The sequence below is a fragment of the Anabaena sp. FACHB-1237 genome (assembly GCF_014696225.1).
GTDB lineage: Bacteria > Cyanobacteriota > Cyanobacteriia > Cyanobacteriales > Nostocaceae > FACHB-1237.
The window spans coordinates 18,168-44,101 of sequence record NZ_JACJPV010000013.1; the positions used below are offsets into that span (position 1 = coordinate 18,168).

General features: G+C 32.7%; 15 protein-coding genes. 7 read left to right on the forward strand and 8 right to left on the reverse strand.

The features are described from left to right. Positions 1–132: 132 nt before the first annotated feature. From H6F32_RS08975 to recN, 3 genes are all read left to right on the forward strand, one after another. Positions 133–4,770, forward strand: a complete 4,638-nt coding sequence (locus H6F32_RS08975) for a type I polyketide synthase (RefSeq protein ID WP_190368991.1) — start codon at positions 133–135, stop codon at positions 4,768–4,770. 63 nt (positions 4,771–4,833) lie between these two features. Next, positions 4,834–12,135 carry a non-ribosomal peptide synthetase gene (locus H6F32_RS08980; RefSeq protein WP_190368992.1) on the forward strand — a complete coding sequence of 2,434 codons (7,302 nt, stop codon included), beginning with the start codon at positions 4,834–4,836 and terminating at the stop codon, positions 12,133–12,135. A gap of 69 nt (positions 12,136–12,204) precedes the next feature. Then, a complete protein-coding gene (gene recN / locus H6F32_RS08985) occupies positions 12,205–13,932 on the forward strand; it encodes a DNA repair protein RecN (protein ID WP_190368993.1) in 1,728 nt (575 codons plus the stop codon). A 148-nt stretch (positions 13,933–14,080) separates the two neighbouring features. Here the strand turns inward: recN and H6F32_RS08990 are convergent, their stop codons facing one another. From H6F32_RS08990 to H6F32_RS09010, 5 genes are all read right to left on the reverse strand, one after another. Next, a complete protein-coding gene (locus H6F32_RS08990) occupies positions 14,081–14,323 on the reverse strand; it encodes a hypothetical protein (protein WP_190368994.1) in 243 nt (80 codons plus the stop codon). 103 nt (positions 14,324–14,426) lie between these two features. After that, positions 14,427–14,999, reverse strand: coding sequence for an RdgB/HAM1 family non-canonical purine NTP pyrophosphatase (rdgB, locus tag H6F32_RS08995; protein ID WP_190368995.1), 573 nt, complete (start codon positions 14,997–14,999; stop codon positions 14,427–14,429). Positions 15,000–15,101: 102 nt separating this feature from the next. Beyond that, complete coding sequence (locus H6F32_RS09000) at positions 15,102–16,544, reverse strand: phosphoglucomutase/phosphomannomutase family protein (RefSeq protein ID WP_190368996.1); 1,443 nt, start codon at positions 16,542–16,544, stop codon at positions 15,102–15,104. 106 nt (positions 16,545–16,650) lie between these two features. Beyond that, entirely contained in the window at positions 16,651–17,286 is a 636-nt protein-coding gene (gene purN / locus H6F32_RS09005; RefSeq protein WP_190369054.1) for a phosphoribosylglycinamide formyltransferase, read from the reverse strand. Positions 17,287–17,452: 166 nt separating this feature from the next. After that, positions 17,453–18,409 (reverse strand): type IV pilin-like G/H family protein, encoded by a 957-nt coding sequence (locus tag H6F32_RS09010; protein WP_190368997.1) that lies wholly within the window; start codon positions 18,407–18,409, stop codon positions 17,453–17,455. A gap of 252 nt (positions 18,410–18,661) precedes the next feature. On the opposite strand from H6F32_RS09010, the gene H6F32_RS09015 reads away from it, so the two are divergent. Next, positions 18,662–19,552, forward strand: coding sequence for a carbohydrate ABC transporter permease (locus H6F32_RS09015; RefSeq protein WP_190368998.1), 891 nt, complete (start codon positions 18,662–18,664; stop codon positions 19,550–19,552). 227 nt (positions 19,553–19,779) lie between these two features. On the opposite strand, the gene H6F32_RS09020 is transcribed toward H6F32_RS09015, so the two are convergent. The 3 genes from H6F32_RS09020 to fraC form a co-directional block, all read right to left on the reverse strand. Then, positions 19,780–20,559 carry an ABC transporter permease gene (locus H6F32_RS09020; protein ID WP_190369055.1) on the reverse strand — a complete coding sequence of 260 codons (780 nt, stop codon included), beginning with the start codon at positions 20,557–20,559 and terminating at the stop codon, positions 19,780–19,782. 148 nt (positions 20,560–20,707) lie between these two features. Continuing rightward, positions 20,708–21,715: a septal junction protein FraD gene (gene fraD / locus H6F32_RS09025; protein WP_190368999.1), complete on the reverse strand. Its 1,008-nt coding sequence runs from the start codon at positions 21,713–21,715 to the stop codon at positions 20,708–20,710. A gap of 16 nt (positions 21,716–21,731) precedes the next feature. After that, positions 21,732–22,268 (reverse strand): filament integrity protein FraC, encoded by a 537-nt coding sequence (gene fraC / locus H6F32_RS09030; RefSeq protein WP_190369000.1) that lies wholly within the window; start codon positions 22,266–22,268, stop codon positions 21,732–21,734. A gap of 309 nt (positions 22,269–22,577) precedes the next feature. Between fraC and H6F32_RS09035 the strand changes: the two genes are divergently transcribed. From H6F32_RS09035 to H6F32_RS09045, 3 genes are read left to right on the forward strand one after another with little or no spacing between them, the layout of a single operon-like run. After that, complete coding sequence (locus H6F32_RS09035) at positions 22,578–23,018, forward strand: HEPN domain-containing protein (RefSeq protein ID WP_199294526.1); 441 nt, start codon at positions 22,578–22,580, stop codon at positions 23,016–23,018. Between the two features lie 16 nt (positions 23,019–23,034). Continuing rightward, the gene (locus H6F32_RS09040) at positions 23,035–24,423 is read left to right on the forward strand and encodes a KGGVGR-motif variant AAA ATPase (RefSeq protein ID WP_190369001.1); all 1,389 of its coding nucleotides are present in this window, start codon (positions 23,035–23,037) and stop codon (positions 24,421–24,423) included. Beyond that, the gene (locus H6F32_RS09045) at positions 24,420–25,934 is read left to right on the forward strand and encodes a P-loop ATPase, Sll1717 family (RefSeq protein ID WP_190369002.1); all 1,515 of its coding nucleotides are present in this window, start codon (positions 24,420–24,422) and stop codon (positions 25,932–25,934) included. Before H6F32_RS09040 ends, H6F32_RS09045 begins: the two co-directional genes overlap by 4 nt.

The window sequence follows — 25,934 nt, forward strand, 5'->3', positions numbered from 1 at the left end:
GATAAAGTTAATTTGAGTGTGGATGATAATTTTGAGGACTTACGCACTAGTTATGAAAACATTATCTTCACACTTTTCTAAATAAGGTTTAATAAACATAACTTGATACAAAAATATAACTAATTTAAACTTATGCCATTACAAAACCCTGATTATTTAATAAATGATAGCGATATAGCCATTATTTCCCTCGCTGGCAGATTTCCTGGGGCAAAAGATATTGATGCTTTTTGGGAAAATATGAAAAATGGTGTAGAGTCAATTTCCTATTTTACCGATGATGAACTATTAGCAGAAGGTATTAACCCCAAATTATTAAAAAGTGATAATTATGTTAAAAGTTCCGGTGTTTTAGAAAATATTGATTTATTTGATGCCGAATTTTTCGATTTTAGTCCTAGAGAAGCAGAAATTTTAGACCCTCAACAAAGATTATTTTTAGAATGTGCTTGGGAAGCTATAGAAAAAGCAGGTTATAACCCCGAAATTTACCCTGGGTTAATAGGAATATATGCGGGAATTGGTATTAATAGTTATTTATTAAACAACCTCATTTATCATCGAGAATTGTTAGAGTCTGTTGGTGAATATCAAGTTATTTTAGATAGTGATAAAGACTTTTTACCTACTCGTGTTGCTTATAAATTAAATCTTAAAGGACCTGCGGTAAATATTCAAACTGCTTGTTCTACTTCTTTAGTTGCGGTACATTTAGCTTGTCAAAGTTTGTTAAGTGGTGAATGCGATATGGCCTTAGCTGGTGGGGTAACATTGCGTGTTCCTCACAAAAATGGTTATTTATATCAAGAGGGGATGATATTATCTCCTGATGGTCATTGTCGCACTTTTGATGCTGAAGCTAAAGGTACGGTGGGAAGTAATGGTTTAGGAATTGTACTATTAAAAAGATTAGGTGATGCGATCGCCCAAAATGATCAAATTCATGCCATAATTAAAGGTTCAGCTATTAATAATGATGGTGCTGTCAAAGTTGGATACACTGCCCCTAGTATAACAGGTCAAGCCGCAGTTATTACTGATGCTTTAGCGATCGCAGATATTGAACCAGAAACTATCACTTATATTGAAGCCCATGGTACAGCTACAGAATTAGGTGATCCTATCGAAATTACCGCCTTAAATCAAGTATTTAAACCCAAAACTTCAGCTAGAAATTTTTGCGCCATTGGTTCTTTAAAAAGTAATATTGGCCACACGGATACTGCTGCTGGAGTGGGAGGTTTAATCAAAACAACCTTAGCTTTAAAACATCAATTAATACCTCCTAGTTTACACTTTAAAAATCCTAATCCTAAAATTGATTTTGACAACTCACCTTTTTATGTCAATACTCAATTAACACCCTGGGAAACTATTAATCATACCCCCTTACGTGCCGGAGTGAGTTCCTTTGGAATTGGTGGTACAAATGCCCATGCAATTTTAGAACAAGCCCCCCAAATTGCACCTATAGAAACAGCAAAAATTGCCCATATTTTAGTAATTTCTGCTAAAAATGAAACTGCTTTAAATCAAGCAACAGAAAATTTAGCAAATCATTTAAAAACACATTCTCATGACAATTTAGCAGATATCGCCCATACATTAAGTTGTGGTAGAAAAGCCTTTAATCATCGGCGGATGTTAGTATGTGAAAACATCAATCAAGCTGTAGAAATATTAAGTAATCATGATTCATCATCATTAATTACTAATAACATAGAAGTGCAAGAACGTCCTGTAATTTTCATGTTTTCTGGCCAAGGTTCACAATATATCAACATGGGTAGAGAACTATATGAAACAGAAACAGTATTTCAACAAACCATAGATTTATGTTGTGAAATCTTGCAACCATATCTAAAATTAGACTTACGAGAAATCATTTATCCTCAACCAGAAAACATTAAACAAGCAGAAGAAAAATTAACCCAAACAGCAATTTCTCAACCTGCCATATTTACTATTGAATACGCATTAACTCAACTGTGGAAATCTTGGGGAATATCACCAAAAGCCATAATAGGTCATAGTATAGGAGAATATGTAGCAGCTTGTATTGCAGAAGTATTTTCTTTAGAAGATGCCTTATATTTGGTAGCAAATAGAGGAAAAATGATGCAACAACTTCCTACTGGGGCAATGTTATCTGTACCATTATCTCCCCAGGAAATTCAACCATTTTTAACATCAGAAATTGACATAGCAGTAATTAATGAACCTTCCCGTTGTGTAGTGTCAGGAACAATAACAGATATCGAAAAATTGGAGGAATTACTAACAATTAAAAATATCGAATCTCGACGTTTACATACTTCCCACGCTTTTCATTCACAAATGATGGCAGGAATTGTTAAACAATTTACAGAGATATTTAGAAAAGTATCTTTGAATAGTCCCCAAATTCCTTACATCTCTAATTTAACAGGAACTTGGATTACTCCACAACAAGCTACAAACCCTGAATATTGGGCGCAACATTTACGCCAAACAGTGCGTTTTTCTCAAGGTTTAGAAACTTTATTTAATGAATCACAATTTACAGAATCAATCTTTTTAGAAGTAGGACCAGGAAGAGTTTTAACCTCCTTTGCTAAAAAACATCCGCAAAAATCACCATCACAATTAATTTTCACATCCTTACCTCATCCTCAAGAAATCATTTCAGATAGTGCATTTTTATTGAATACTTTGGGTAATTTATGGTTAACAGGTATAGAAATTGATTGGAGTCAGGTTTATTCTCCAGAAGAACATTATAAAGTTACCTTACCTACCTATCCCTTCCAACGTCAAAGTTATTGGATTTCTGCACCAGAAAATAGAAATTTACCTACTACAAATTCAGAGATCTTAGTGAAAAAATCTAATATTGCTGATTGGTTTTATGTTCCTTCTTGGCAACGTTTACCTTTATTACCATCACAAACAACCGTTAATCAGATTTTATTGTTTATAGATGATGTGGGAATAGGAGAAGAATTAGCTAAACAATATCCCCAAGCAATTACCGTTAAAATCGGAGAATCTTTTAAACAAGAAAGTGCAGGAAAATATACCATTAATCCTGAAAATTCAGAAGATTATGTTTCCTTAATTCAAGAATTGCAAAGTTTAAATTTCACTCCTGAAAAAGTTGTCCATTTATGGAATTTAACAGATGAAAAACCCAATCAAAAATTAGATGAAGAATTAGATATTGATATCATCCAAAAATCCCAAAGTAGAGGATTTTATAGTTTACTATTTTACGTGAAAGCGTGCAGTCAACAAGTATTTATTCATGAATGTGAAATTACCGTCATAGCTAACCATATTCAAGATGTCACTGGGGACGAAAATTTACATCCTGAAAAATCTACAATTTTAGGAACTATTCCCACTATTCCCCAAGAATATCCTTATTTTACTTGTCGCGCTGTTGATATTATTGTTAGTAACAATAAAAATCAAATAATTAATCAATTAGTGACAGAAATTAATACCAAAACCACAGATAAAAATATTGCTTATCGTGGTAAAAATCGCTGGGTACAAACTTTTGAAAAATTCCCCATTCCTTTACATTCAAAAAATACTAATTTGAGGGAAAATGGTATTTATCTAATTACTGGAGGTTTAAGTTATGTAGGATTTAGTTTAGCCAAATATTTAGCCAAAACTGTGCAAGCAAAATTGATTTTAACAGGACGTTCTCAATTACCAGCGCGAAAAGATTGGACTAAACATCTTAAAAATCATGCAGAAGAAGATAGTATTAGTCAACAAATTCTCAAAGTTCAAGAATTAGAAGAACTAGGTGCAGAAGTCATAGTTATTAGTGCCGATGTTGCTGATTTTGCACAAATGAAAACAGCAATCAATAAAGCTGAGAAAAAATTTGGTAATATTAATGGTGTGATTCATGCTGCTGGTGCTGGGGCAATTTGGGGACAGTCAATAAATGTAATTGAAAATATCACAAAAACTGAATGTGAAAATCAATTTACAGCTAAAGTTTACGGCACATTAGTGTTAGGTAAAATCCTGAAAAATAAAGAATTAGATTTTTGTATGTTGACATCTTCCCTATCTGCCATATTAGGAGGATTAGGATTTGTAGCTTATGCTGCGGTAAATACTTTTATGGATGTATTCGTGCAAGCATATAATAAAAATCATGATTATCCTTGGATAAGTATTGATTGGGATGGTTGGCAAAGCAATAAACAAGTAACAGTAAATAATCAAACTTTTGGAGAGGAAATCTCAGATTTAGAAATTACATCAGAGGAAGGAGTTACAGCATTTAGTCATTTATTATTGGCTAAAGAATGCAGTCAAATAGTAGTATCCACTGTAGATTTAGAATCAAGAATTAATTTATGGGTTAAACGTGGGTTAACAAAAAACCAAGATTCTGTTAATCAGAAAAAATTAACAAAATCAACCAATAAATTAACTAATTATGTAGCACCAAGAAATGACACAGAAGCGAAAATTGCTAGTATATTTGAGTTGCTTTTAGGTGTGACTGATGTTAGTATTCATGATAGTTTTTTAGAAATAGGAGGAGATTCATTAACTGGAACACAGTTATTATCTAAACTTAAACAAACCTTTGCGGTTAATTTACCAATTAACACTATTTTTGAATCACCAACTATTGCGGAATTAGCCAAAGTAGTTGACAATACACAGGAAATAGTGCAAGATGATATGGATAAAATTAGTGATATGTTGGATATGTTAGATGAACTTTCAGAGCAGGAAATTAAATCATTGCTGTAAATAAATGTTTCTTATAAATCTATCTATAAAAATCTATAAAAATTTACTTAATAACAAACTGCCATGAAATCACAAAAAGAACAAGAACAAATAGCCCAAAAATTAGCCAGTCTCACACAACAAAAACGCAAAGTATTAATTAAACTATTGCAAAAAGAAGGCATAAATCCCGCTAAATTACCCATAATTGCCAATAGAAAATCAGCACAAATTCCTCTATCTTGGGGACAGGAAAGACTATGGTTTTTAGACCAATTTGAAGAAAATAGCACTACATATAATTTATTATTAGGAGTAACAATTACTGGAAAATTAGACATTAATTATTTACAAAAATCATTAAATACTATTATTGAACGTCATGAAGTATTAAGAACTAACTTTCAAGAAATTGATGGTCATGCAGTACAAATAATTACAGCAGAAAAAACCTGGCCATTGATAGTAGAAAATTGTCAAGAATCAGAAATTAATAAATATATTCATCAAGAACAACAAAAACCCTTTAATTTAGCTACAGATACCTTAGTTAGAGGCAATTTATTAAAAATATCTGAGAATAAATTTATATTATTAATCACTAGACATCATATAGTTTGGGATGGATGGTCAACTGGTATATTTTTACAAGAACTATCTACTATTTATCAATCTTATATTCAAGGTAAAAATCCTGATTTAACACCTTTAACTATTCAATATGCAGATTTTTCTCAATGGCAAAGAGAATGGTTAACAGAAGAAATATTAGGAGAACAAATTAAATATTGGCAAGAAAATTTAAAAAATGCCCCATCATTATTACAATTACCCACAGATAAACCTAGACCATCTATAATGACTTTTAATGGCAAAAGTCAACAATTAATTATTAATCAAGAAATAACTGAAAAATTACAATTATTAAGTAGGGAAACAGGAACAACCCTATTTATGACATTATTGGCAGTATTTTCTACCTTATTATATCGCTACAGTCATCAAGAAGATATCTTAATAGGTTCACCAATTGCTAACCGTAACCGTGCGGAAATAGAACCATTAATCGGATTTTTTGTAAATAGCTTAGTATTAAGAACATCATTTACAGAAAATCTTAGCTTTGCAGAATTATTACAACAAATTAAACAAACTACTTTATCAGCTTATGAACATCAAGATGTTCCCTTTGAACAAATAGTAGATGCGGTAAAAGTAGAACGTTCTTTAAGTCATTCTCCCTTATTTCAGGTAATGTTTGTTTTACAAAATACACCTAGTGAGACAACAGAATTACCTGATGTAACTTTGACACCATTAACATTAGAAAAGGAAACTACCAATTTTGATTTAACCTTAGATATAGAACCCAGTGAACAAGGTTTAGTGGCAAATTGGGAATATAACAGTGATTTATTTGAAGATGCCACAATTACAAGAATGTTAGGACATTTTGAGAATGTTTTAACATCAGTTTTAGCAAATCCTCAACAACAAATTAATCAGATAAATTTATTAACAGTAGCAGAAAGAAATCAGTTATTGTTTGAGTGGAATAATACAAAAGTTGCATATCGCCAAGATAAATGTATTCATCAATTGTTTGAAGAACAGGTAATTAAAACTCCTGATGCTGTTGCAGTAGTATTTGAAAATCAACAATTAACTTATCAAGAATTAAATCAAAAAGCCAATCAATTAGCCCATTATTTGCAAAACTTAGGAGTAAAACCAGAGACATTAGTGGCGATATGTGTAGAACGTTCTTTAGAGATGGTAATAGGATTATTAGGAATATTAAAAGCTGGAGGAGCGTATGTACCAATAGATCCTAATTATCCATCTGACAGAATAGCATATATGTTATCAGATGCAGCAATGCCAATATTGCTAACTCAAGAATTATTATTAACAACCTTACCAAAAAATCAAGCACAAATAATCTGTTTAGATAGTCACTGGGAGAAAATAGCGACCCAAAAAGACGAAAATTTGACTACTGTTTCAGTAAAATTTGATAACTTAGCCTATGTAATTTATACATCAGGATCTACGGGAAAACCCAAAGGTGCAATGAATACTCATGGTGGTATCAGTAATCGGTTGCTATGGATGCAAGATGCTTATAAATTAACAGCAAGCGATCGCATTTTACAAAAAACTCCCTTTAGTTTTGATGTTTCCGTGTGGGAATTTTTCTGGCCGTTATTATTCGGTGCAACCTTAGTAGTAGCACAACCAGAAGGGCATAAAGACAGTGCTTATCTAGTAAATTTAATTAAGCAAGCAGAAATTACTACCTTGCATTTTGTACCATCTATGCTACAGGTATTCTTGCAAGAATCAGGAGTAGAAACTTGTAAAAGCATTAAACGGGTAATTTGCAGTGGAGAAGCATTACCTTATGAACTTCAAGAACGGTTTTTTACCAAATTAAACCAATTAAATTGTGAATTACATAATCTTTACGGACCCACAGAAGCAGCTATTGATGTTACTTTTTGGCAATGTCAACCCCAACTACCACAAAAAATAGTTCCCATTGGTAAACCCATAGCTAACACTCAACTATACATTTTAGATCGCTATTTTCAACCTGTACCAGTAGGTGTACCAGGAGAGTTATATATAGGTGGTGTAGGAGTGTGTCGTGGCTATCTTAACCGGACAGAATTGACAAATGAAAAATTTATCTCTAATTTATTTGGTACTGGCAAATTATATAAAACTGGTGATTTAACTCGTTATCTAGCAGATGGTAACATTGAATACCTCGGACGCATTGATAACCAAGTGAAGCTAAGAGGTTTCCGTATTGAATTAGGAGAAATTGAATCAGCTTTAGACAGTTATCCCGGCATACAACAAACAGTAGTGATAGTTCGGCAAGATATACCTGGAAATCAGCGTTTAGTAGCTTATTTAGCTACAGAAGATAAATCTTTAAACATTGAGAAATTAAAAGATTCTCTCAAAAAACAATTGCCAGAGTTTATGATTCCCTCTGCTTTTATCATATTAGAAAATCTGCCATTAAGTCCCAATGGGAAAGTAGACAGAAAAGCCTTACCAGCACCAGATTTAGATTTAAGTAAAAGTAAAGAATTTGTGCCTCCACAAACACCTAATCAAGAAATTATAGCTGATATTTTCAGGACAGTTTTAAATTTAAAATCAGTGGGAATATATGATAGTTTCTTTGACTTAGGAGGACATTCTTTACTAGCAACTCAAGTTATATCTCGGTTACGAAAAGTGTTTTCTGTAGAGATAAGTTTAAAAGAATTATTTGCTTATGCTACCATATCTGAGTTGAGCGATCGCATTACTTCAATAAAACAATTAGCAACAAGTTTACAAAATAGTATTAAGACTATTGCTCCGGTTTCTAGAAATGGTAATTTAACCCTATCTTTTGCCCAAGAAAGACTATGGTTTTTAGATCAGTTAGAAGGTGCAAGTTCCACCTATAACATCCCAGGAATCTTAAAAATTACTGGCAACTTACAAATCAATATCTTAGAAAAATCTTTACAGGAAATTGTCAATCGTCATGAAGTATTAAGAACCAATTTTCAAGCCATTAATGGACAACCTGCACAAGTAATTAATTCTGAAAATACCTGGCAATTAAAAATAGAAGATTGGACAAATATTAACCTAGCAGAAATTAAAAAAGCGATTCAAAAAGAAATAGAAACACCTTTTAATTTAGCAACAGATAATTTATTAAGAGTTATTACTGCCCAAATAAACAAAGATGAATTTCTGCTAATAGTCACCATGCACCATATTATCTCAGATGGTTGGTCATTAGGAATATTTATTCAAGAATTATCTACTCTTTATCAAAATTATTTACAAGGAAAATCTTCACCATTACCAAATTTAACCATTCAATATGCTGATTTTGCCACTTGGCAAAAACAATGGTTAACAGGAGAAACATTAGATCAGGAAATCAAATATTGGCAAGAACAATTAACAGCAGCACCATCATTATTACAACTACCCACAGATAAACCTAGACCATCAATAATGACTTTTAATGGTAAAAGTCACAACTTAAAAATTAATCCAGAAATTACCAAAAAACTGGAAAATTTAAGCAAAAAAACAGGCACAACATTATTTATGACATTATTGGCGATATTTGCCACATTATTATATCGCTATAGTCATCAAGAAGATATTTTAATAGGTTCACCAATAGCGAATAGAAATAGGTCAGAAATAGAACCATTAATAGGATGTTTTGTAAACACATTAGTATTAAGAACAAAATTCACAGAAAATATCAATTTTAGAGAATTACTCAATCAAGTCAAAGAAACAACTTTAGAGGCTTATGATCATCAAGATGTACCCTTTGAACAAATAGTAGAAGCCATTAAACCAGAACGTTCTTTAAGTCACTCACCATTATTTCAAGTATTATTTGTTTTACAAAATGCACCAATGGAAAAACTAGAATTACCAGGTGTAAATATTGAGATATTACCATCACATACATCAACAGCCAAATTCGATTTAACTCTATCAATGATGGAACAAGATCAAGAATTAAGCTGTACATGGGATTATAACAGTGATTTATTTGATGAAAAGACAATAACAACTATGTCTAATCATTTTCAGAAATTAATCACAGAAATAATTGTCAACTCAGAACAAAAAATCAATCAGATTAAAATATTAGCAGAAGCAGAAGAAAAGCAACTAATAGAAGAATATAATAATACAAAAATTAAATATCCTCACCAAAAATGTGTTCATCAATTATTTACAGAACAAGCAGAAAAAACGCCAGATGCAATAGCTATAAAATTTGCAAACCAGCAATTGACGTATCAAGAATTAAATCAAAAAGCCAATCAATTAGCTAATTATTTACAAAAATTAGGAGTCAAACCAGAAACCTTAGTGGGAATATGTATAGAACGTTCCCTAGAAATGGTCATAGCATTATTAGGGATATTAAAAGCTGGGGGAGCTTATGTACCCATAGATCCCAATTATCCCACAGAAAGAATAGCCTATATGCTATCAGATAGTAATGCCGAATTATTATTAACACAATCATCATTACTAGCAGATTTTACAGAATATCAAAAAACCATAGTTTGTTTAGATCAAGATTGGGAAAAAATTAACCAAGAAAGTACAGAAAACATCATTAGTCAAGTTAAACCAGACAATTTAGCTTATGTAATTTATACTTCAGGTTCAACAGGAAAACCCAAAGGAGTACAAATACAACATCAAGGGCTAGTGAACTTTTTAAATACCATGAAAAAACAACCTGGTATTAAGAGAAAAGATGTATTTAATGCCGTTACTACCATCTGTTTTGATATAGCAGGTTTGGAATTATATTTACCATTAATAGTTGGGGCAAAAGTAGTAATTACCTCCAGAGAAATAGCTACCGATGGCATGAGATTATTACAACATATTCAAGATGAAAAAATTACCATCATGCAAGCTACCCCAGCAACATGGCAAATGTTAATTACAGCAGGATTAAATAAAGAAACACTCCAGAAAAACAAAATCAATAAAAATAAAATTAAAATGTTATGTGGTGGAGAAGCATTAACCACACAATTATCTAATCAATTATTAGAAACAGGTGGAGAATTATGGAACTTATATGGACCTACAGAAACCACAATTTGGTCAATGGTAAAGCAAGTTGAAAAAACAGATGATGTAGCGGTAATATCCATAGGAAAACCCATAGCAAACACTCAAATTTATATATTAGATAGTTATTTAAACCCCGTACCCATAGGAGTAGGAGGAGAATTACACATAGGAGGAGATGGGTTAGCCAGAGGTTACTTAAATCGTCCAGAATTAACAGCAGAAAAATTTATTGAAAGTCCATTTTCTGCCAATCAAAAAATATATAAAACAGGAGACTTAGCGAGATATTTACCAGATGGTAACATAGAATATTTAGGCAGAATAGATCATCAAGTAAAAATACGCGGGTTCAGAATAGAACTAGGAGAAATAGAAGCAGTAATTAATGATTATCTCCAGATAAATCAGTCAGTAGTAATTGCTAAAGCTGATAAATTAGGTAATCAAAATCTTGTAGCTTATTTATTAGTGAAAAATGATTTTGAGTTACAAGAATTAAGAAGCTACTTAAAATCTAAACTACCAGATTATATGATTCCTAATGCTTTTGTAGTCTTAGAATCATTCCCTCTGACTCCTAACGGTAAAGTAGACAGAAAAGCCCTACCTGAACCTGAATTGAATCGAGAAAATTTACAAAGTAGTTATCAAGCACCTCGCACAGCATCAGAAGTAATATTATGTGAGATATTCTCAGAATTGCTAAATATTAATCCTGTGGGAGTCCATGATAATTTCTTTGATTTAGGTGGACATTCATTATTAGCTGTGCGGTTAATGGCATTAATTCAAGATAGATTTAAAGTCAATTTACCTTTAGCTATTTTATTCCAATCTCCCACCGTAGAACAATTAGCATTATTAGTAAATGAGAATAATGTAAAAATTGCTAATCATACATTAATTCCCATGCAAACTCAAGGGAATAAACCACCTTTATTTTTCATTCCTGGTGCGGGTGGTAATGTGATTTATTTACATAGTTTAGCCCAAGCATTAGGAACAGAAAGACCATTTTATGGCTTACAACCTAAAGGTTTAAATGGAGAAGAAGAGTTAGATAATTCTGTGGAAGCAATGGCTAATACTTACATTCAAGCCATGAAAAAATTACAACCACAAGGACCATATTTTATAGCAGGCCATTCTTTTGGAGGTTATGTAGCTTATGAAGTGGGAAGACAATTACAGGCACAAAGTGACAAAATTGGTTATATTTTAGAAGTGGATACTTTAGCACCAAAAGAGAAAAAATATAGCCAAGAAAAAAATATGCAAGAATGGCAATGGTTAGCCATGATGTTACAACAAGGTGAAGGTTTATATGGTCAAAAAATAGGAGTCATACCAGAAGATTTAGAAAAAATCACTGATGATGATGAGTTATATAATTATGCTTTAAAACTACTAATAAATGCGGGAATTTTACCTCCAGGAAGTTTGGTAAAACAATTACGAGGAATTGTCACAGTTTATAAAGCCAATAATGATACGAAATATGTCGTAAATGAACAAAATTGTGAAAAATTGCCTATAGTATTATTTCGTTCTCAGGGAGGTTTTGGGGAAGAGTTGGATGTGATGAAAGAAGATTGGTTTAATTTAGAAGACTGGGGATGGAGTGATTACGCTAATAAATCTGTTAATGTGGAATGGATACCAGGAGATCATCATACTATGATGGCTATTCCTCATGTAGAGATTTTAGCGGAGAAAATGCGGAATTATTTGGGTTAACCAAGATCCCGGACTTCTTAAAGAAGTCCGGGATCTGAAAGTTATTTAAAGATTGGAGATTCTATTATCATGTTACTGTGTTTAAGAATTGAAAATTTCGCCTTAATTGATAAATTAGAATTAGATTTTGGTAAAGGTTTAAATGTTTTAACCGGAGAAACTGGTGCGGGTAAATCTATTATTTTAGATGCTATTGATGCTATTTTAGGTGGTAAGGTTTCTAGTCGTGTGATTAGAACGGGTACTAATCGTGCTATTATCGAAGGAACTTTTTTAGTTAATCCTAATTTAGCTATATGGTTAAATGAACAGGAATGTGATTTAATTGATGAAAATTGCATTATTATTAGTCGGGAAATTGTGGCTAATGCTAATAATGTTCGCAGTCGTTCACGGGTAAATGGGGTATTAGTAAATCGCCAATTTATGGGAGAACTGCGGGAAAAGTTAGTGGAAATTACCGCCCAGGGACAAACTGTACAAGTGGGAAAATCAGCCCAAGTCAGAGAATGGTTAGATGTTTATGGCGGAGATTTACTATTACAACAACGTCAAAAGGTAGCTACTGCTTTTCAACTTTATCAACAAACTCATCAGACTTTAGAAAAACGCCGTACTTCGGAAAAAGAACGATTACAACAATTAGATTTATTGACTTATCAAGTACAGGAATTAAAAGCGGCAAATCTTGATGATCCTCAAGAAATGGAATTATTAACTCAAGAAAGAGAACGTTTAAATCATGTGGTTGATCTGCAACAAATGAGTTATAAAATTTATCAGGCTTTATATCAAAGTGATTCAGAAACTCCTACAGCAGCAGACTTTTTAGCCGATGGCGAAACTTTTTTAACTCACATGGTAGAGTATGATTCTCAATTAGAACCATTATTAGAGTTGGTAAGAGATGCGATCGCCGCAGTGACAGAAATAGGTAGACAAATTAATGCTTATGGCGAAAATTTAGAAGCTGATCCTCAAAGACTAGAAGAAGTAGAAGAAAGAATTAGGGAATTAAAACAAATTTGTCGTAAATATGGACCAAGTTTAGCAGAAGCGATCGCCTATTATGAAAAAATCCAAACGGAATTATCAGAATTAAATAATAATGAACAGTCTTTAGAAAAATTAGAACATCAAGAACAATTATATTTACAACAACTAATTCAATATTGTCAAAAATTAACCACACTTCGTCAAGAAACCGCCGCTAATTTTCAATTTCATTTATTAAATGAACTCAAACCTTTAGCAATGGATAAGGTAAAATTTGAAGTAGAAATTACGCCTATTTCTCCCACTTCCACTGGTGCTGATAAAATCACTTTTATGTTTAGTCCTAACCCTGGAGAACCAATTCAACCATTAACAGAAATAGCTTCTGGTGGAGAAATGAGTCGTTTTTTATTAGCATTAAAAGCCTGTTTTAATCACAGTGATGAAGTGGAAACTATGGTATTTGATGAAATTGATGTGGGAGTTTCTGGTATTGTAGCCCAATCTATTGCGGAAAAATTACATCAACTGAGTCAAAATCAACAAGTATTATGTGTGACTCATCAACCTTTAGTAGCAGCGATGGCTGATAGACATTTCCGTGTAGTTAAAGAGGTAATTAATAAGATAAATAATGATGAAGAGAGAACCGTTGTCAGAGTGACAAAACTAGATAATTTAACCACTAGAAGACAAGAATTAGCACAATTAGCAGGAGGAAAATCAGCAAATGAAGCGATCGCTTTTGCCGAATCTTTATTATTGCAAGCTGCTAACCATCGGCAGAATTTTAGATGTTAGATTGGCGATGGATAATAAGCTAATGTGCAGCACTCACTGTATAATTAAAAAACCTGAAGTTACAGTAGCACAAGCATCTTGCTTGTATTAATTATTCAAGTTAAAAGCACAACAGCTTAATGAAGTATTTTATATTCTCCTACGTTTTTTAAATCTTTATCGAGAGGATTTTTTTACCCACCAAAGTTTTAATCATTCCTAATAACTTAGATTTATATGAAATATCTGTATTTAAAAATGTTACAACTTGATTTGGTGTATGTTCCGTTTCAATAAAGACTCGAAAAAGTCTATTACCTATTTGCACTGTATCACCATGTTGTAAATCATATTGCAGGTAATCTGATTTAATTTCTGATGCAGATTGATAAAACCCTTGTAACACAGGCATCTTGCCTGTTCCTAGTGTACCTCATGTAGATGGAATGTGCTGTACTTTTGTCCAGAGGTTGCGCCATGAGTGACGATTAAAATAACTTTAGCAGTCATAATTGTTAAATTGTGATTAATTGAGGAAGTAAGGCTTTGATAGCATTACCGCGATGACTAATTGATTTTTTCATTTCAGGAGACATTTGGGCAAAAGTCAATTTTTGTTCAGGAACATAAAAAATTGGATCATAACCAAAACCTTGATCTCCTGTAGATGCAAATAAAATTTCTCCCTGACAAACACCTTCTGATTCAATTACTATTTCTCCTTGGGGGTTAGCAATTGCGATCGCGCAAACAAACCTAGCCTGACGATTTTTGTTATCTCCAAGTTCCCGCAATAATCTGGCAATTCTTTCTACATCTGTATTACCATAACGGGCAGAATATACTCCAGGTTGACCATTTAGGGCATTTACCATTAAACCAGAATCATCAGCGATCGCCCAATTTCCTGTGATTTTAGCCACTGCTGCGGCTTTTAAACAAGCATTTTCCGCAAAAGTTACTCCCGTTTCTTCTACCTCAAAATCCTCTGGTTTTAAAGTTAATTCCCAACCAGAATCAGCTAGATAATTCTGCATCTCCTTTAATTTTCCTGGGTTTCCTGTAGCCACTACAAGTATTTTTTTCATATTATGGTGATTGGTAATTGGTAATTGAACTTAAAAGAAGGAACATTAGTTATCAATTGTCAATTATTCCTTCTTTATTGTTTAATTTTTGTTAAATTAACTTTAAGTTGACTCAGCCCAATTTTTCGCCCAATTTAGGGTTTGATGAACTTCTGTCATATTAGCAGCTTCACAATATAACCTTAAAACCGGTTCAGTGCCACTAAATCTAATCATTAACCAACTGTGATCAGCTAGACGGAACTTATAACCATCTATTTTATTACAATCAGTCACTTTTTTACCATTGATTTCTGTTAATGGTTGAGATTGTAATTGTGCTAGTAATTTATTTCTTACCTCCATACTAGCTAAAGGTAAATCAATCCGATCATAGTCCGATAAGAAATTAGTTTTTTCTTGAAGATAGCGATAATAATCACTTAAATTCAATTGAGATTCTACCACAGCTTCTAACACATATAAAGCCGAAAGTAAAGCATCTCGTTCAGGAATATGACTACCATAACCAATACCTCCCGATTCTTCACCTCCTAATAAAACTTCTGTATCTAACATTCTATCAGCAATATATTTATAACCAACTGCCGTTTCATGGAGTGATAAATTATGTAATTTAGCCACCAGAGGAATTAAATCAGAACCACTGACAGTTTTCACAATTTCCCCTGTGAATTTCCGTCTTAAAGTCAAGTGATCAATTAAAATGGGAATTAAAATTTGTGAACTGAGAAAATTTCCCTGTTCATCAACTGCGGCTATGCGATCGCAATCTCCATCAAATACCAAACCCACAGTTAAACTGCAATTATTAACTTTTTGATATTCCTTAATTACAGTAAATAACTTAGACAAATATTTAGGTAAAGGTTCAGGCGCACCATTTTCAAATAATGGATCTCGTTCACTATTAATTTCCTTAATTTCTGCACCTAAAAGCCTAGCTAAACCGCCTGCTGCAGCACCGTGCATAGCATCAACAAAAATAGTTAAATTATGACTACTAATTGCTTTTTTAATTTCCTCCAGATCCACCTTACTAGCTAATTCTTGACAATAACTAGGCCAAGGATCAAAACTTTTCTCACCACCAACATTATCGGCAAATGTCACTTCTGTTAATAATAATTTTTCAATTTCCTTAGTTACTTCTGGCGGTACTGAACCCCCGAAAGCACTTTTTACCTTCAAACCCAAATATGTACCAGGGTTATGGCTGGCCGTTACTACCAAAGCCCCTAAAGCCTTTAAATCCTTAGCAGCCCAACTAAAAGCCGGAGTGGGTGCATAACTTTCACTAAAAAGGACATCAAAACCCGCCCTTATTACAGCCTTAGCTACCACTCTTGCAAATTCTTCTGCCATAAATCGGCGATCGTAACCGATAATAATCGTGCGACTATTAGTGTAAGACGAGTAGGTTTTATATAAAACTTTTGCTGCTACATTGGCCACTAAAGCCAAACGTTCAAAAGTGAACTCTTCAGCGATAACACCTCGCCAACCATCTGTACCAAACTTAATAGGATTACTCAAAACTGCCATAAAAATATCCTAAATTTTGTCAATTGTCAATTTTTTGTGAATTTTTAACTAATGATGACCGACCATTTTACCATACAACAGATCAATCATAAACCTATCCAAGAAGTTATTTATCTTTAGTTAATAAATCTATAGCTAAAGGTAAAATACGATGTTCTTGAACTTGAATCCTAGCATGGAGACTTTCATAAGAATCATTAGGAAAAACTGGGACAGCAGCCTGGATCAAAATTTCTCCACTATCTACTTCCACAGATACCAAATGCACAGTACAACCAGTAATTTTTACTCCCGCAGCTAAAGCCTGTTCTACCGCCCGCGCACCTTTAAAACTGGGTAATAAACTAGGATGAATATTAATTATTCGTCGAGGAAAAGCATCAATTAAAACTTGTGTAACAATACGCATCCAGCCAGCCATAACCACAATTTCTACATCATGAATTTGTAGAATGTTCACAATTTCTTGATCTAATTCCTCACGTATTTGATAATCTCGATGATTAATAAAAACCGTTTTTACACCCCAATTTTTTGCCCTCATAGCTGCCTTAGCTTGACGATTATTGTAAATTAAAACCGTAATTTCAGCATTAAGTTTACCCGCAGAAATTGCCTGAGCAATTACTTCAAAATTACTACCATTTCCAGAAGCCATCACTGCCAATTTTACAGGTTTATTTGGGGAATAATTAGCGTAATTATTATAATCAACTTGAGGATAAATTAGACTAGCATCCATATCATCTTTAGACCAGTGAGACAAGTTAAAAGTTAGTGGTTTTAGGAATCTATTGATCCCCCCTAACCCCTTTAAAAAAAGGGGGGGGAAATGAAATCAAAGTCTCCGTTTTTAATGGGAATTTAGGAGGATCTGAAACTCAATTAGTTAGTCCCTAATATAATAATTATTTCAGCAAAATCGAACCTGATGGACATTTAACATCTTGAGAAGATTTAGCGGAAATTCTAGGAATAGCAGGAGGTTTAGTGCCAGGTTTTAAACTTTCACAAATTGCTGTATCTGTGAATATTTCACCCTTCACTTTTCTGATAAATACTACCCCTATATAACTCTTGAAATTAGGTTTTTTAGGCGTTGCTGTATGCACTACCATATTGCTTATCCTACGATTTAAGATAATACCATAACGATAGTTTACTGTTTCTGACTTAATTCCAACTCCCAAATCTCGGATATTCTTAGCAAACTTATTATTTTCTAAATAATAAGCCTGTTGTCCGCGATTCATTGACCCTATATATTGTTTACCTTCACCAGAACTTTCAGTAATATTTCCAGCAATATTTTCAGATGGTTTTTGGTCATTCGTGACTAATTCCACATTTTGAGGTAAACTTGTATTTTCGGAAACTTTTTTAAAAAAAGTAACATTTTTAGAAAACTCTTTTGGTCTAGGTTCACCTGGATTAGTTCCTTCTATTTGCATTCGCATTTGTCCATCCGCAGTAAAATCAAAAATGGTTAATACTGGTTGAGGAGTATCTGGTAAATTAATATTTAAGTGCATCGGTTGTGGAGTAGAATTAATTTGATATGTGACAGCATAGGCTGCGGATCTTTGGGCATCCCCCATCATTAAAAACAACTTACCATTACCATCAAAAATAAAACTTACAGTGATAGAAGATGTCGCATCTTGAGATTCCCATCGTCCTGATAATTTCTTGATCACTTCTGCATCACTAGAACTCACAGTTTCCGCATTTTTAGGCGTTGGTGTGCTCGTAGGTTGTGCTAAAACAGTGTCAGGAAAGGTTAAAGGTAAACTTATTAATAGGCTGTACTTCAGCAATTTATTAACGATTTTTTCTGTGGGAAAATTAAGAAAAGTTGTCAGCATTATTGAGGTAAAATCTAATGTATTAATTAGGATCTTAACAGTCCCTAGAGAGATTGAGAAAAAATATACATAAATTCACGATTTCTCCATAGCAGTCAGCTATCAATAGGGGTAAAGCATGAACTCATTTTTGTCAACTTAAGCTACAGATGGCTTATTTGTATGGCTACCCGCCCAGAAATGAATTATAACTTACACACGCTATCACGGCTAATAGCTTACATTACTTCACACTGTCACCTTCATACCATTATGAATACACCAAAAACCTCAAAATTCCAATTATTTGATAACGAAATTATAGCAGCATGGATTTTTCTCACACCAGCCCTAATTATATTAGGTTTATTTATAATTTGGCCAATATTTTACTTGTTTTACCTCAGCTTTACAGCAGGTAGTTTTACATCCACAGGTGCATATTGGGTAGGTTTAAAAAACTATTTGCGACTCTTAGGAAATGCAGATTTTTGGCAAATTCTGTTTAACACAATCTATTTTACCATTGGTAGTGTTATTCCTAGTTTAATCATACCTTTAGGACTGGCAGTATTATTAAATAAAGCTATTCCTATGCGGGGAATTTTCCGTACAGCATACTTTTTACCATCAATAATTTCCTTAGTTGCTGCTGGTTTAGGATTTCGGTGGTTGTTTCAAAATACTGGACCAATTAATCAATTATTAGGTATTTTTAATATTCCTGAAATTGCTTGGTTAGGAGATACTTTTTGGGCAATGCCAGTAATGATTCTTTTCAGTATTTGGAAACAAATAGGGTTTAATATGGTAGTTTTTTTGGCAGGTTTACAAGCAATTCCTGTGAATAGATATGAAGCAGCAGAATTAGATGGGGCAAATGATTTACAACAATTTTGGCATATTACTTTACCAGGATTAAGACCTACTTTAATTTTCGCTACTATTACCACAGTAATTTTTACTTTCCGCAGTTTTGAACCAGTTTATGTGATTACGGGAGGAGGTCCTTTAAATTCTACCAATTTATTAGTTTATTACACTTATCAAGAAGCCTTTGGACAATTTGATTTTGGTTATGCTGCGGCCATTGCTACGGTACTTTTAGTCATAACTTTAGGACTAGTTTATTTACAAATCCAAGTCACGAATGAGAAGGAATAAATAATGGATAATGGATAATTGATAATTGATAATTGATAATTGATAATTGATAATTGATAATTGATAATTAACCGATTAAACAGTACATTAGTGAGTTATTTGGATAGATTTAATCATCAAAAATAATTATCAATTGTCCATTTTCAATAGACATTTTATAACCTCTTTACAAGGGTTATAGAAAAAGCATATTGAATTTTCAGACAGGTTTAATTAGGTTTAATTATTTAAAACTCTCTTTTTAAGAAGATTAAAATAGCTAATGCTAACAACATAAAACTGTAAATTAAACCATAACCAGCATTGATAGTTAAAGTCATAAAATCTGGTAATGCTTGGATACCATAAACGGCATCATTTTTTAAGTCTAATCTCGATAAATCTGGCAAAATTAAATATAAACCTTGGGTCATTTGCATAATCCCTTGACTACCACTTAATTTACCTAATGCTACTAAATCTTTGGTAATAGTTCCCATTAAATAAACAGCAAAAGTTAAAGCTGTGGCAATGAGAGAACTAGTAAATACTCCTAAAGCAACCGCGACAGCAGTAATTAAAGATAACTGCAAAATTAAAAATAATACAGCCAGAAGAATACTAGTAAAAGGATAAGATATTTTACCAATTAGTAAAAATCCTACATAAATGATGGTCATTGCTGTAATTAAAACAGTGATCACAGCAGATAAACCGAAATATTTACTAGCAATAAATTCACTACGACTGATAGGTTTAGCAATTAATACTAAAATTGTGCGTTTTTCAATTTCTTTATTGACTAAACCTGTACCAATAAATATGGCAACAATTAACCCGATGATATTCATTGTTGCTAAACCAAAATCTAAAAATATTTTGTCAGCACTGGTAGCAGAAAATTCAGGAATAGCGTGGAAAGCAACGGCTAAAATAATCGCATAAAAACCGATAATGTAGACAATGCGATCGCGGATCACTTCCTTAAATACATTTTTACCCATGACAAAGGTTCTCATTACATTCATAATTCTTCCTCGTTGTAATTTATATTGTGATAATTCAACTAATTCGATAAATGGGTATTGATAACCCATATTTACACATTCAGTATTAATTATAAATCGGGCTAGAAGCCTAATCTACTATTGAGAAATTAATTATCAATTGTCAATTCTACTGTTGTGGTGGAGGAGAACCAATAATAAGGGTACTAGTTTCGCAGGAAATATTAGCCACTGCATTTTTATTTTCTGATGTTTTATCAGAACCTTTAGGTTCTATCAAACAAGATTTTTTCCAATAAAATCCTTTATTATCTGGACTCGGTCCTTTCCAAATAGTTAAAATATCCAATCTGTATCCAGTTTTAATACTAACTACTCTTGGTTGTACTTCCCATAATTTCTTTTCCTCCAATTTACTTAAATTCTTGTCAATAGTTCTCTGGCCTAAATTACCTAATTTTTGATTAGCATCTAATAACCATTTTTCCACTTCTGACCAAGGTTTATTAGCAATTTGTTGCTGTACTAAAGGTTGAATTTTTCTTAAAATTAAATCACCATTTTTAGGTTTTTGTTTTCGCGGTTCTACCCTAATCACAAAAGCGCTATTTTGAAAATTATCTCCGCGTAAACTGGGATAGTCTTTTAACCATTTATCTACAACAAAGTAAAATTGAATCCAACAACTAATTAACATAGACCAAGCTAACAAAATCAGAATTTTTTGTTTCTGTTCTAATTTAGGAAGCGTAACCTTTGCTGTTGTTCCTCCTGTACCTTCAAAAAAACTGGGTAAAACAGTCATTATTGCTGCGATAGTTGGCCAGATAACTATGGTTTTAGTAGTAATAATATTTTTTTCATGGCCGAAGGCAAATACACTGATTAAAAAACCACTAATTACTGCTCCCACAGGCATAAAAGTTCCAGGAACTCGCAAGGGATCATCTGTTGTATACCATGCTGTTCCTGCTATTAAAAATAACCAGCCACAAAAAGCAATAATATCTTTAACAAATCCTACAGCAAAATATGATGCTGCCCAAGAAAATACACTCAAATAAATTAAGGTTTGCCATGAATATATTTTAGCTGGAGTTAATAATTTTCGCACTCCTGAGAATAAGTCTTCAATAAACTTAAATATTGCTAATACATCCTTAAATAAACTGTCCATTTCTTCTCCTGTATTTTTAAAGTGAACGTATTAATAAAAGTGCTGTAATAGCACTATAACTCAGTGAATTAGCGACTAATGTTGCTAAAACCAGTTGATTATTTTGAACTTTATTGATATTCAGATAAGCTGCTCTTTCTTGTCCAGTCATCACGGTAGTTTGTTCTTGCTTTTTAGCTTCGTTCAAAAATATCATTAGTAATTTTAGTAATAAAAATTTGACTAAGAAAGTTCCGAAGAAAATAGCAGAAGATGTAAAAACTATCATGGTTTGGATACTGGGATCTTTGAGTTTATTGAAAAGTACATAGTTAATTAATTGTGATTTAATTTCTATAGCTAATATTGGTTCAATTGAGAAAAATATTAACCAGCCAATAACACTAGAGAAAACATTAGTACATATAGCATAAAATGTACTAGTTTTTTTATCAAATTTCAACCATTTATGGAGAACAGTAGCTTCTATGGGAATAGCTGTGATTAAAAATAGGACTTCAAACAGAATTGCCCCAACTGGTAAAATTATCGGTAGTGTTAATTCTTCAGACATAGTGGTGTGTCGGTAGGGTAAACTGTACAGAGTATCACTAAATAGGTAAGATAGGTTTAATAATAAAAGTATCTTCCCACATTTCTGATTACTTTTTATTTATGATAACTTGATGCTTCTGTCAAGTCATAATACTGATGATTCACTTGATCGCTATAGACCAACTTGTTACATATCTTAATATAAAGTAAATAATTAAGAGAAAATACAAGTTGCTGATATACAAACAAACACCGCATAATCACATTTATACTTAGTTTATATTTAGCATTTTCGTAGTTTTTTGAAAATAATAAATAAGGAGTAATTTTGTTACCATTGTTACCAGATTCTTTTCCTCAAGCAGCAGCAAGACATTTATATGATGCAAAAATCTTGTTAGATCAGCAACGATGGGATAATGCTGTATATCTTGCGGGTTATGTCGTTGAATGCTCATTTAAGGTATTAGTAGAAGTATATATTCCTGAAGGTAAAACAGCAGTTAAAAAGTATGGACATGATTTAACAGAACTTCAAGGAAAAGCAATAGATAGATTACGCTTGATGTATCCTGTACTTATGCAGCTTCCAACTTCTCAAACCCAAGGAACAAAATTAGCAGAAAATCATCCAGGCAGACGCTATTATAAATCAGGAATTTGGAATCAAACTGAAGCGGAGGAAGCAGTTAACAGAGCAGAGGAAATTTATCAGGAAGTTATCACTAAATTGGTTTTAGATGGTATAATTAGCAGTAACGAATTTTAGAAAAATTGAGAAAAATATGATTAGTTTTGGTGATACTTTTGACAAAGTAAAAGAGTGTTTTACAGAAGCAAATATTGAATCAGGACTCAAACCAAAGTTAAAATCTGTAACCATAATTCGTGATATTTATGGTAAAATTCGGCTGTTTCTTGAACCAAAGGAAAGTATTACAATTGATGCAGGAGAAACAGATAAATTAAAAAGACATTTACAACAAAAATTAAGTTATTATTATGGTGAAGATATTTGGTTGGCACAAGGTGAAAAAGATGGTTACAAATCCTTAATTGATGCCATAAAAAATGAAAGAATAGCGGCTGAATGGGATGATAATAATATTGATTGGTATGTGCTAGAACGCCATCTTGCTAAACAGACATGGACTAATCAAAATTCAGGTAATCCACCTTGGGAAATAAGATGGGTGGATACAGGAACAAAACCAGCAGTTGTCACTTTTTTCTCATTCAAAGGTGGTGTAGGTAGAACCACAGCATTAGTAGCTACAGCACTTACTTTAGCTCGTAATGGACACCGAGTAGCTATAGTAGATTTAGATTTAGATTTAGAAGCTCCCGGGTTATCCAGTATCTTTTTTAAAGATACAGTAGAAAACTTTGGTGTGATTGATTATTTATTAGAGAAAAAGATTCAAAATAGAAATTGGTCTTTAAGAAATGATATTTTAAGAATTAATGATCCCCTATTACTCGGAAATTCAGGAGGACAAATATATTTATTTACTGCGGGAAATGTAGATAATAATTACTTAGAAAAGTTAGCAAGGTTAGATTTTCAAAACTTAGTAGATCATCAACTTCCTGAAACCTTTAAGGGAATGTTGAAAGAACTAGAAAGTGCTGTTAAACCTCTTGATTTTATTCTCTTAGATTCTAGAGCAGGATTTCATGATATTGGAGGATTAGCATTAACTGATTTATCTCACGCCGCAGTGATATTTGGTAGACAGTCTCGGCAAAGTTGGGCTGGTTTAACTTATGTTATTCGTCGTTTATCTCAACCATTATTAGCAGAAAGGGAAAAATTCGCTGTAATATTAGTTCATGCTATGGCTCTTGCCAGTTTGGAAAGACGAAGGAATGAAGAATTAAGAGCATTTAAAGAACAGGCATATATAGCATTTCAAGAAAACTACTATTATGAAGGTGAAGTTGTACCTAATGCCGATGATATTAATGAACCTTTTTTACCTATAATACTGCCTTTGAAAGATGAATTACAAGGAGATATTAGTTTATTTGTGCGTGATGAAAGTCAAGAAGAATCTGAACGGCTGAAACAGTTTGTATCTTTGATGACTAATGAAGATTATCAAAAAATTGCTCAAAGGTTGTGTATAAGATTTAATAAGAGATTTAACAAAATAGAAGAGGAAGTAAGATGAGTAATTCTGATAAACAAAAACTACTAGAATTAATGGCTGGTATAGCACCACGAAACGCAACAGCAGAAAATGAAAGTAATGATCATGCCATTTTTCTCAAAAACTTTCTACCTATTCCTAACTATCGCCAAGTTTTAGAAAGAGATACACTTTTAATATTAGGAGGAAAGGGGGTAGGTAAAACTGAACTATTTCGGTTATTAGCCATTCCTTCAGGACGAAAAATCCTGGTAGAAAACTTAAAAATTAGAGCATTAGAAGACTTAGACAAAACAACATGGATTGCTGGTTTTGGACGTACTCAACAGCAGGAAAAAACCTTTCCTACGCCAGAAACTATAGAAGCACAAATACACAATGGGAGTAATTTGGATTGGCGGATATTTTGGATTGGTTTAATGTTAGGAAGAATTTTAAGCCAAGAACAAGAAATATTGAAAGGTGATTGGGTTGATGAGATACCTTTAGAAATTCGGGAATTATTAATCAATAAATTACCTCTATTATCTGCTTGGTTTCCTCTTGTATGTCAAAACATAGAGAAAATTAATTATGCTTTAGATTTGTTAGATCAAAAATTAATTGAATCAGATCAATGGTTATTTATCACCTATGATGAACTAGATAGATTAGGATATTCATATCATCAATTAGCTACTCCTATACGTGAACTTTTAGCTTTTTGGTTAGATAGATGGCGACGTTGGGAAAGAATTAGACCTAAGATTTTTTTACGTACTGACCTTTTTCGAGAAGATTTTTTAAGTTTTCCTGATGCTTCTAAATTAAAAGCTTATCAAGTTAATTTGGAATGGAAAGATTCATGGTTATATCAACTACTATTCAAAAGATTAGCAAATTCTGGTCAAGAAATGGCTGAATATTTGCAGGATATATCACCGACATCACCAAATTTTCTCAAGGAAACTAACACACCTTTAGGAATAATTATCACTGCTAATGAAGTTTCTCATGAATTTGTGATCGGCAGAATAATTAATAGATTTATGGGTGATAATCCTAGAAAGGGATATACACATCTTTGGATTCCTAATAATCTTAAAGATGCTGGAGGTCGAATTTATCCCCGCGCATTTTTACAGCTATTTTCATTACCAGCACAAAGAAGAATAAATGAATCTGATATGCAAAATTTAACTGGAGATACTCTCCTCACTCCTGCTGATTTACAAAGCGCACTTGTGGATATTTCTCAGTATAGAATTGGAGAATTAGTAGATGAATATCCTTGGTTAGAACCTCTCAAAAATAGCTTAAATGGTTTGAAAGTTCCTGTGGAAGAAGAAATTTTCCTCGATAAACTTAAAAATACAATGTGGAGTGAAGAATTAGGAAAACAACCTCCTGCTTCCAAACCAGAGGAAATTATGGGATATTTGCTACAACTGGGAATTATTGACAGGCGTTCTGATAAGCGTGTTAATATGCCTACAATTTATATGTATGGATTTGGGGTAAAACGTCCTGGTGGTGTAAAACGTCCAAAGTGA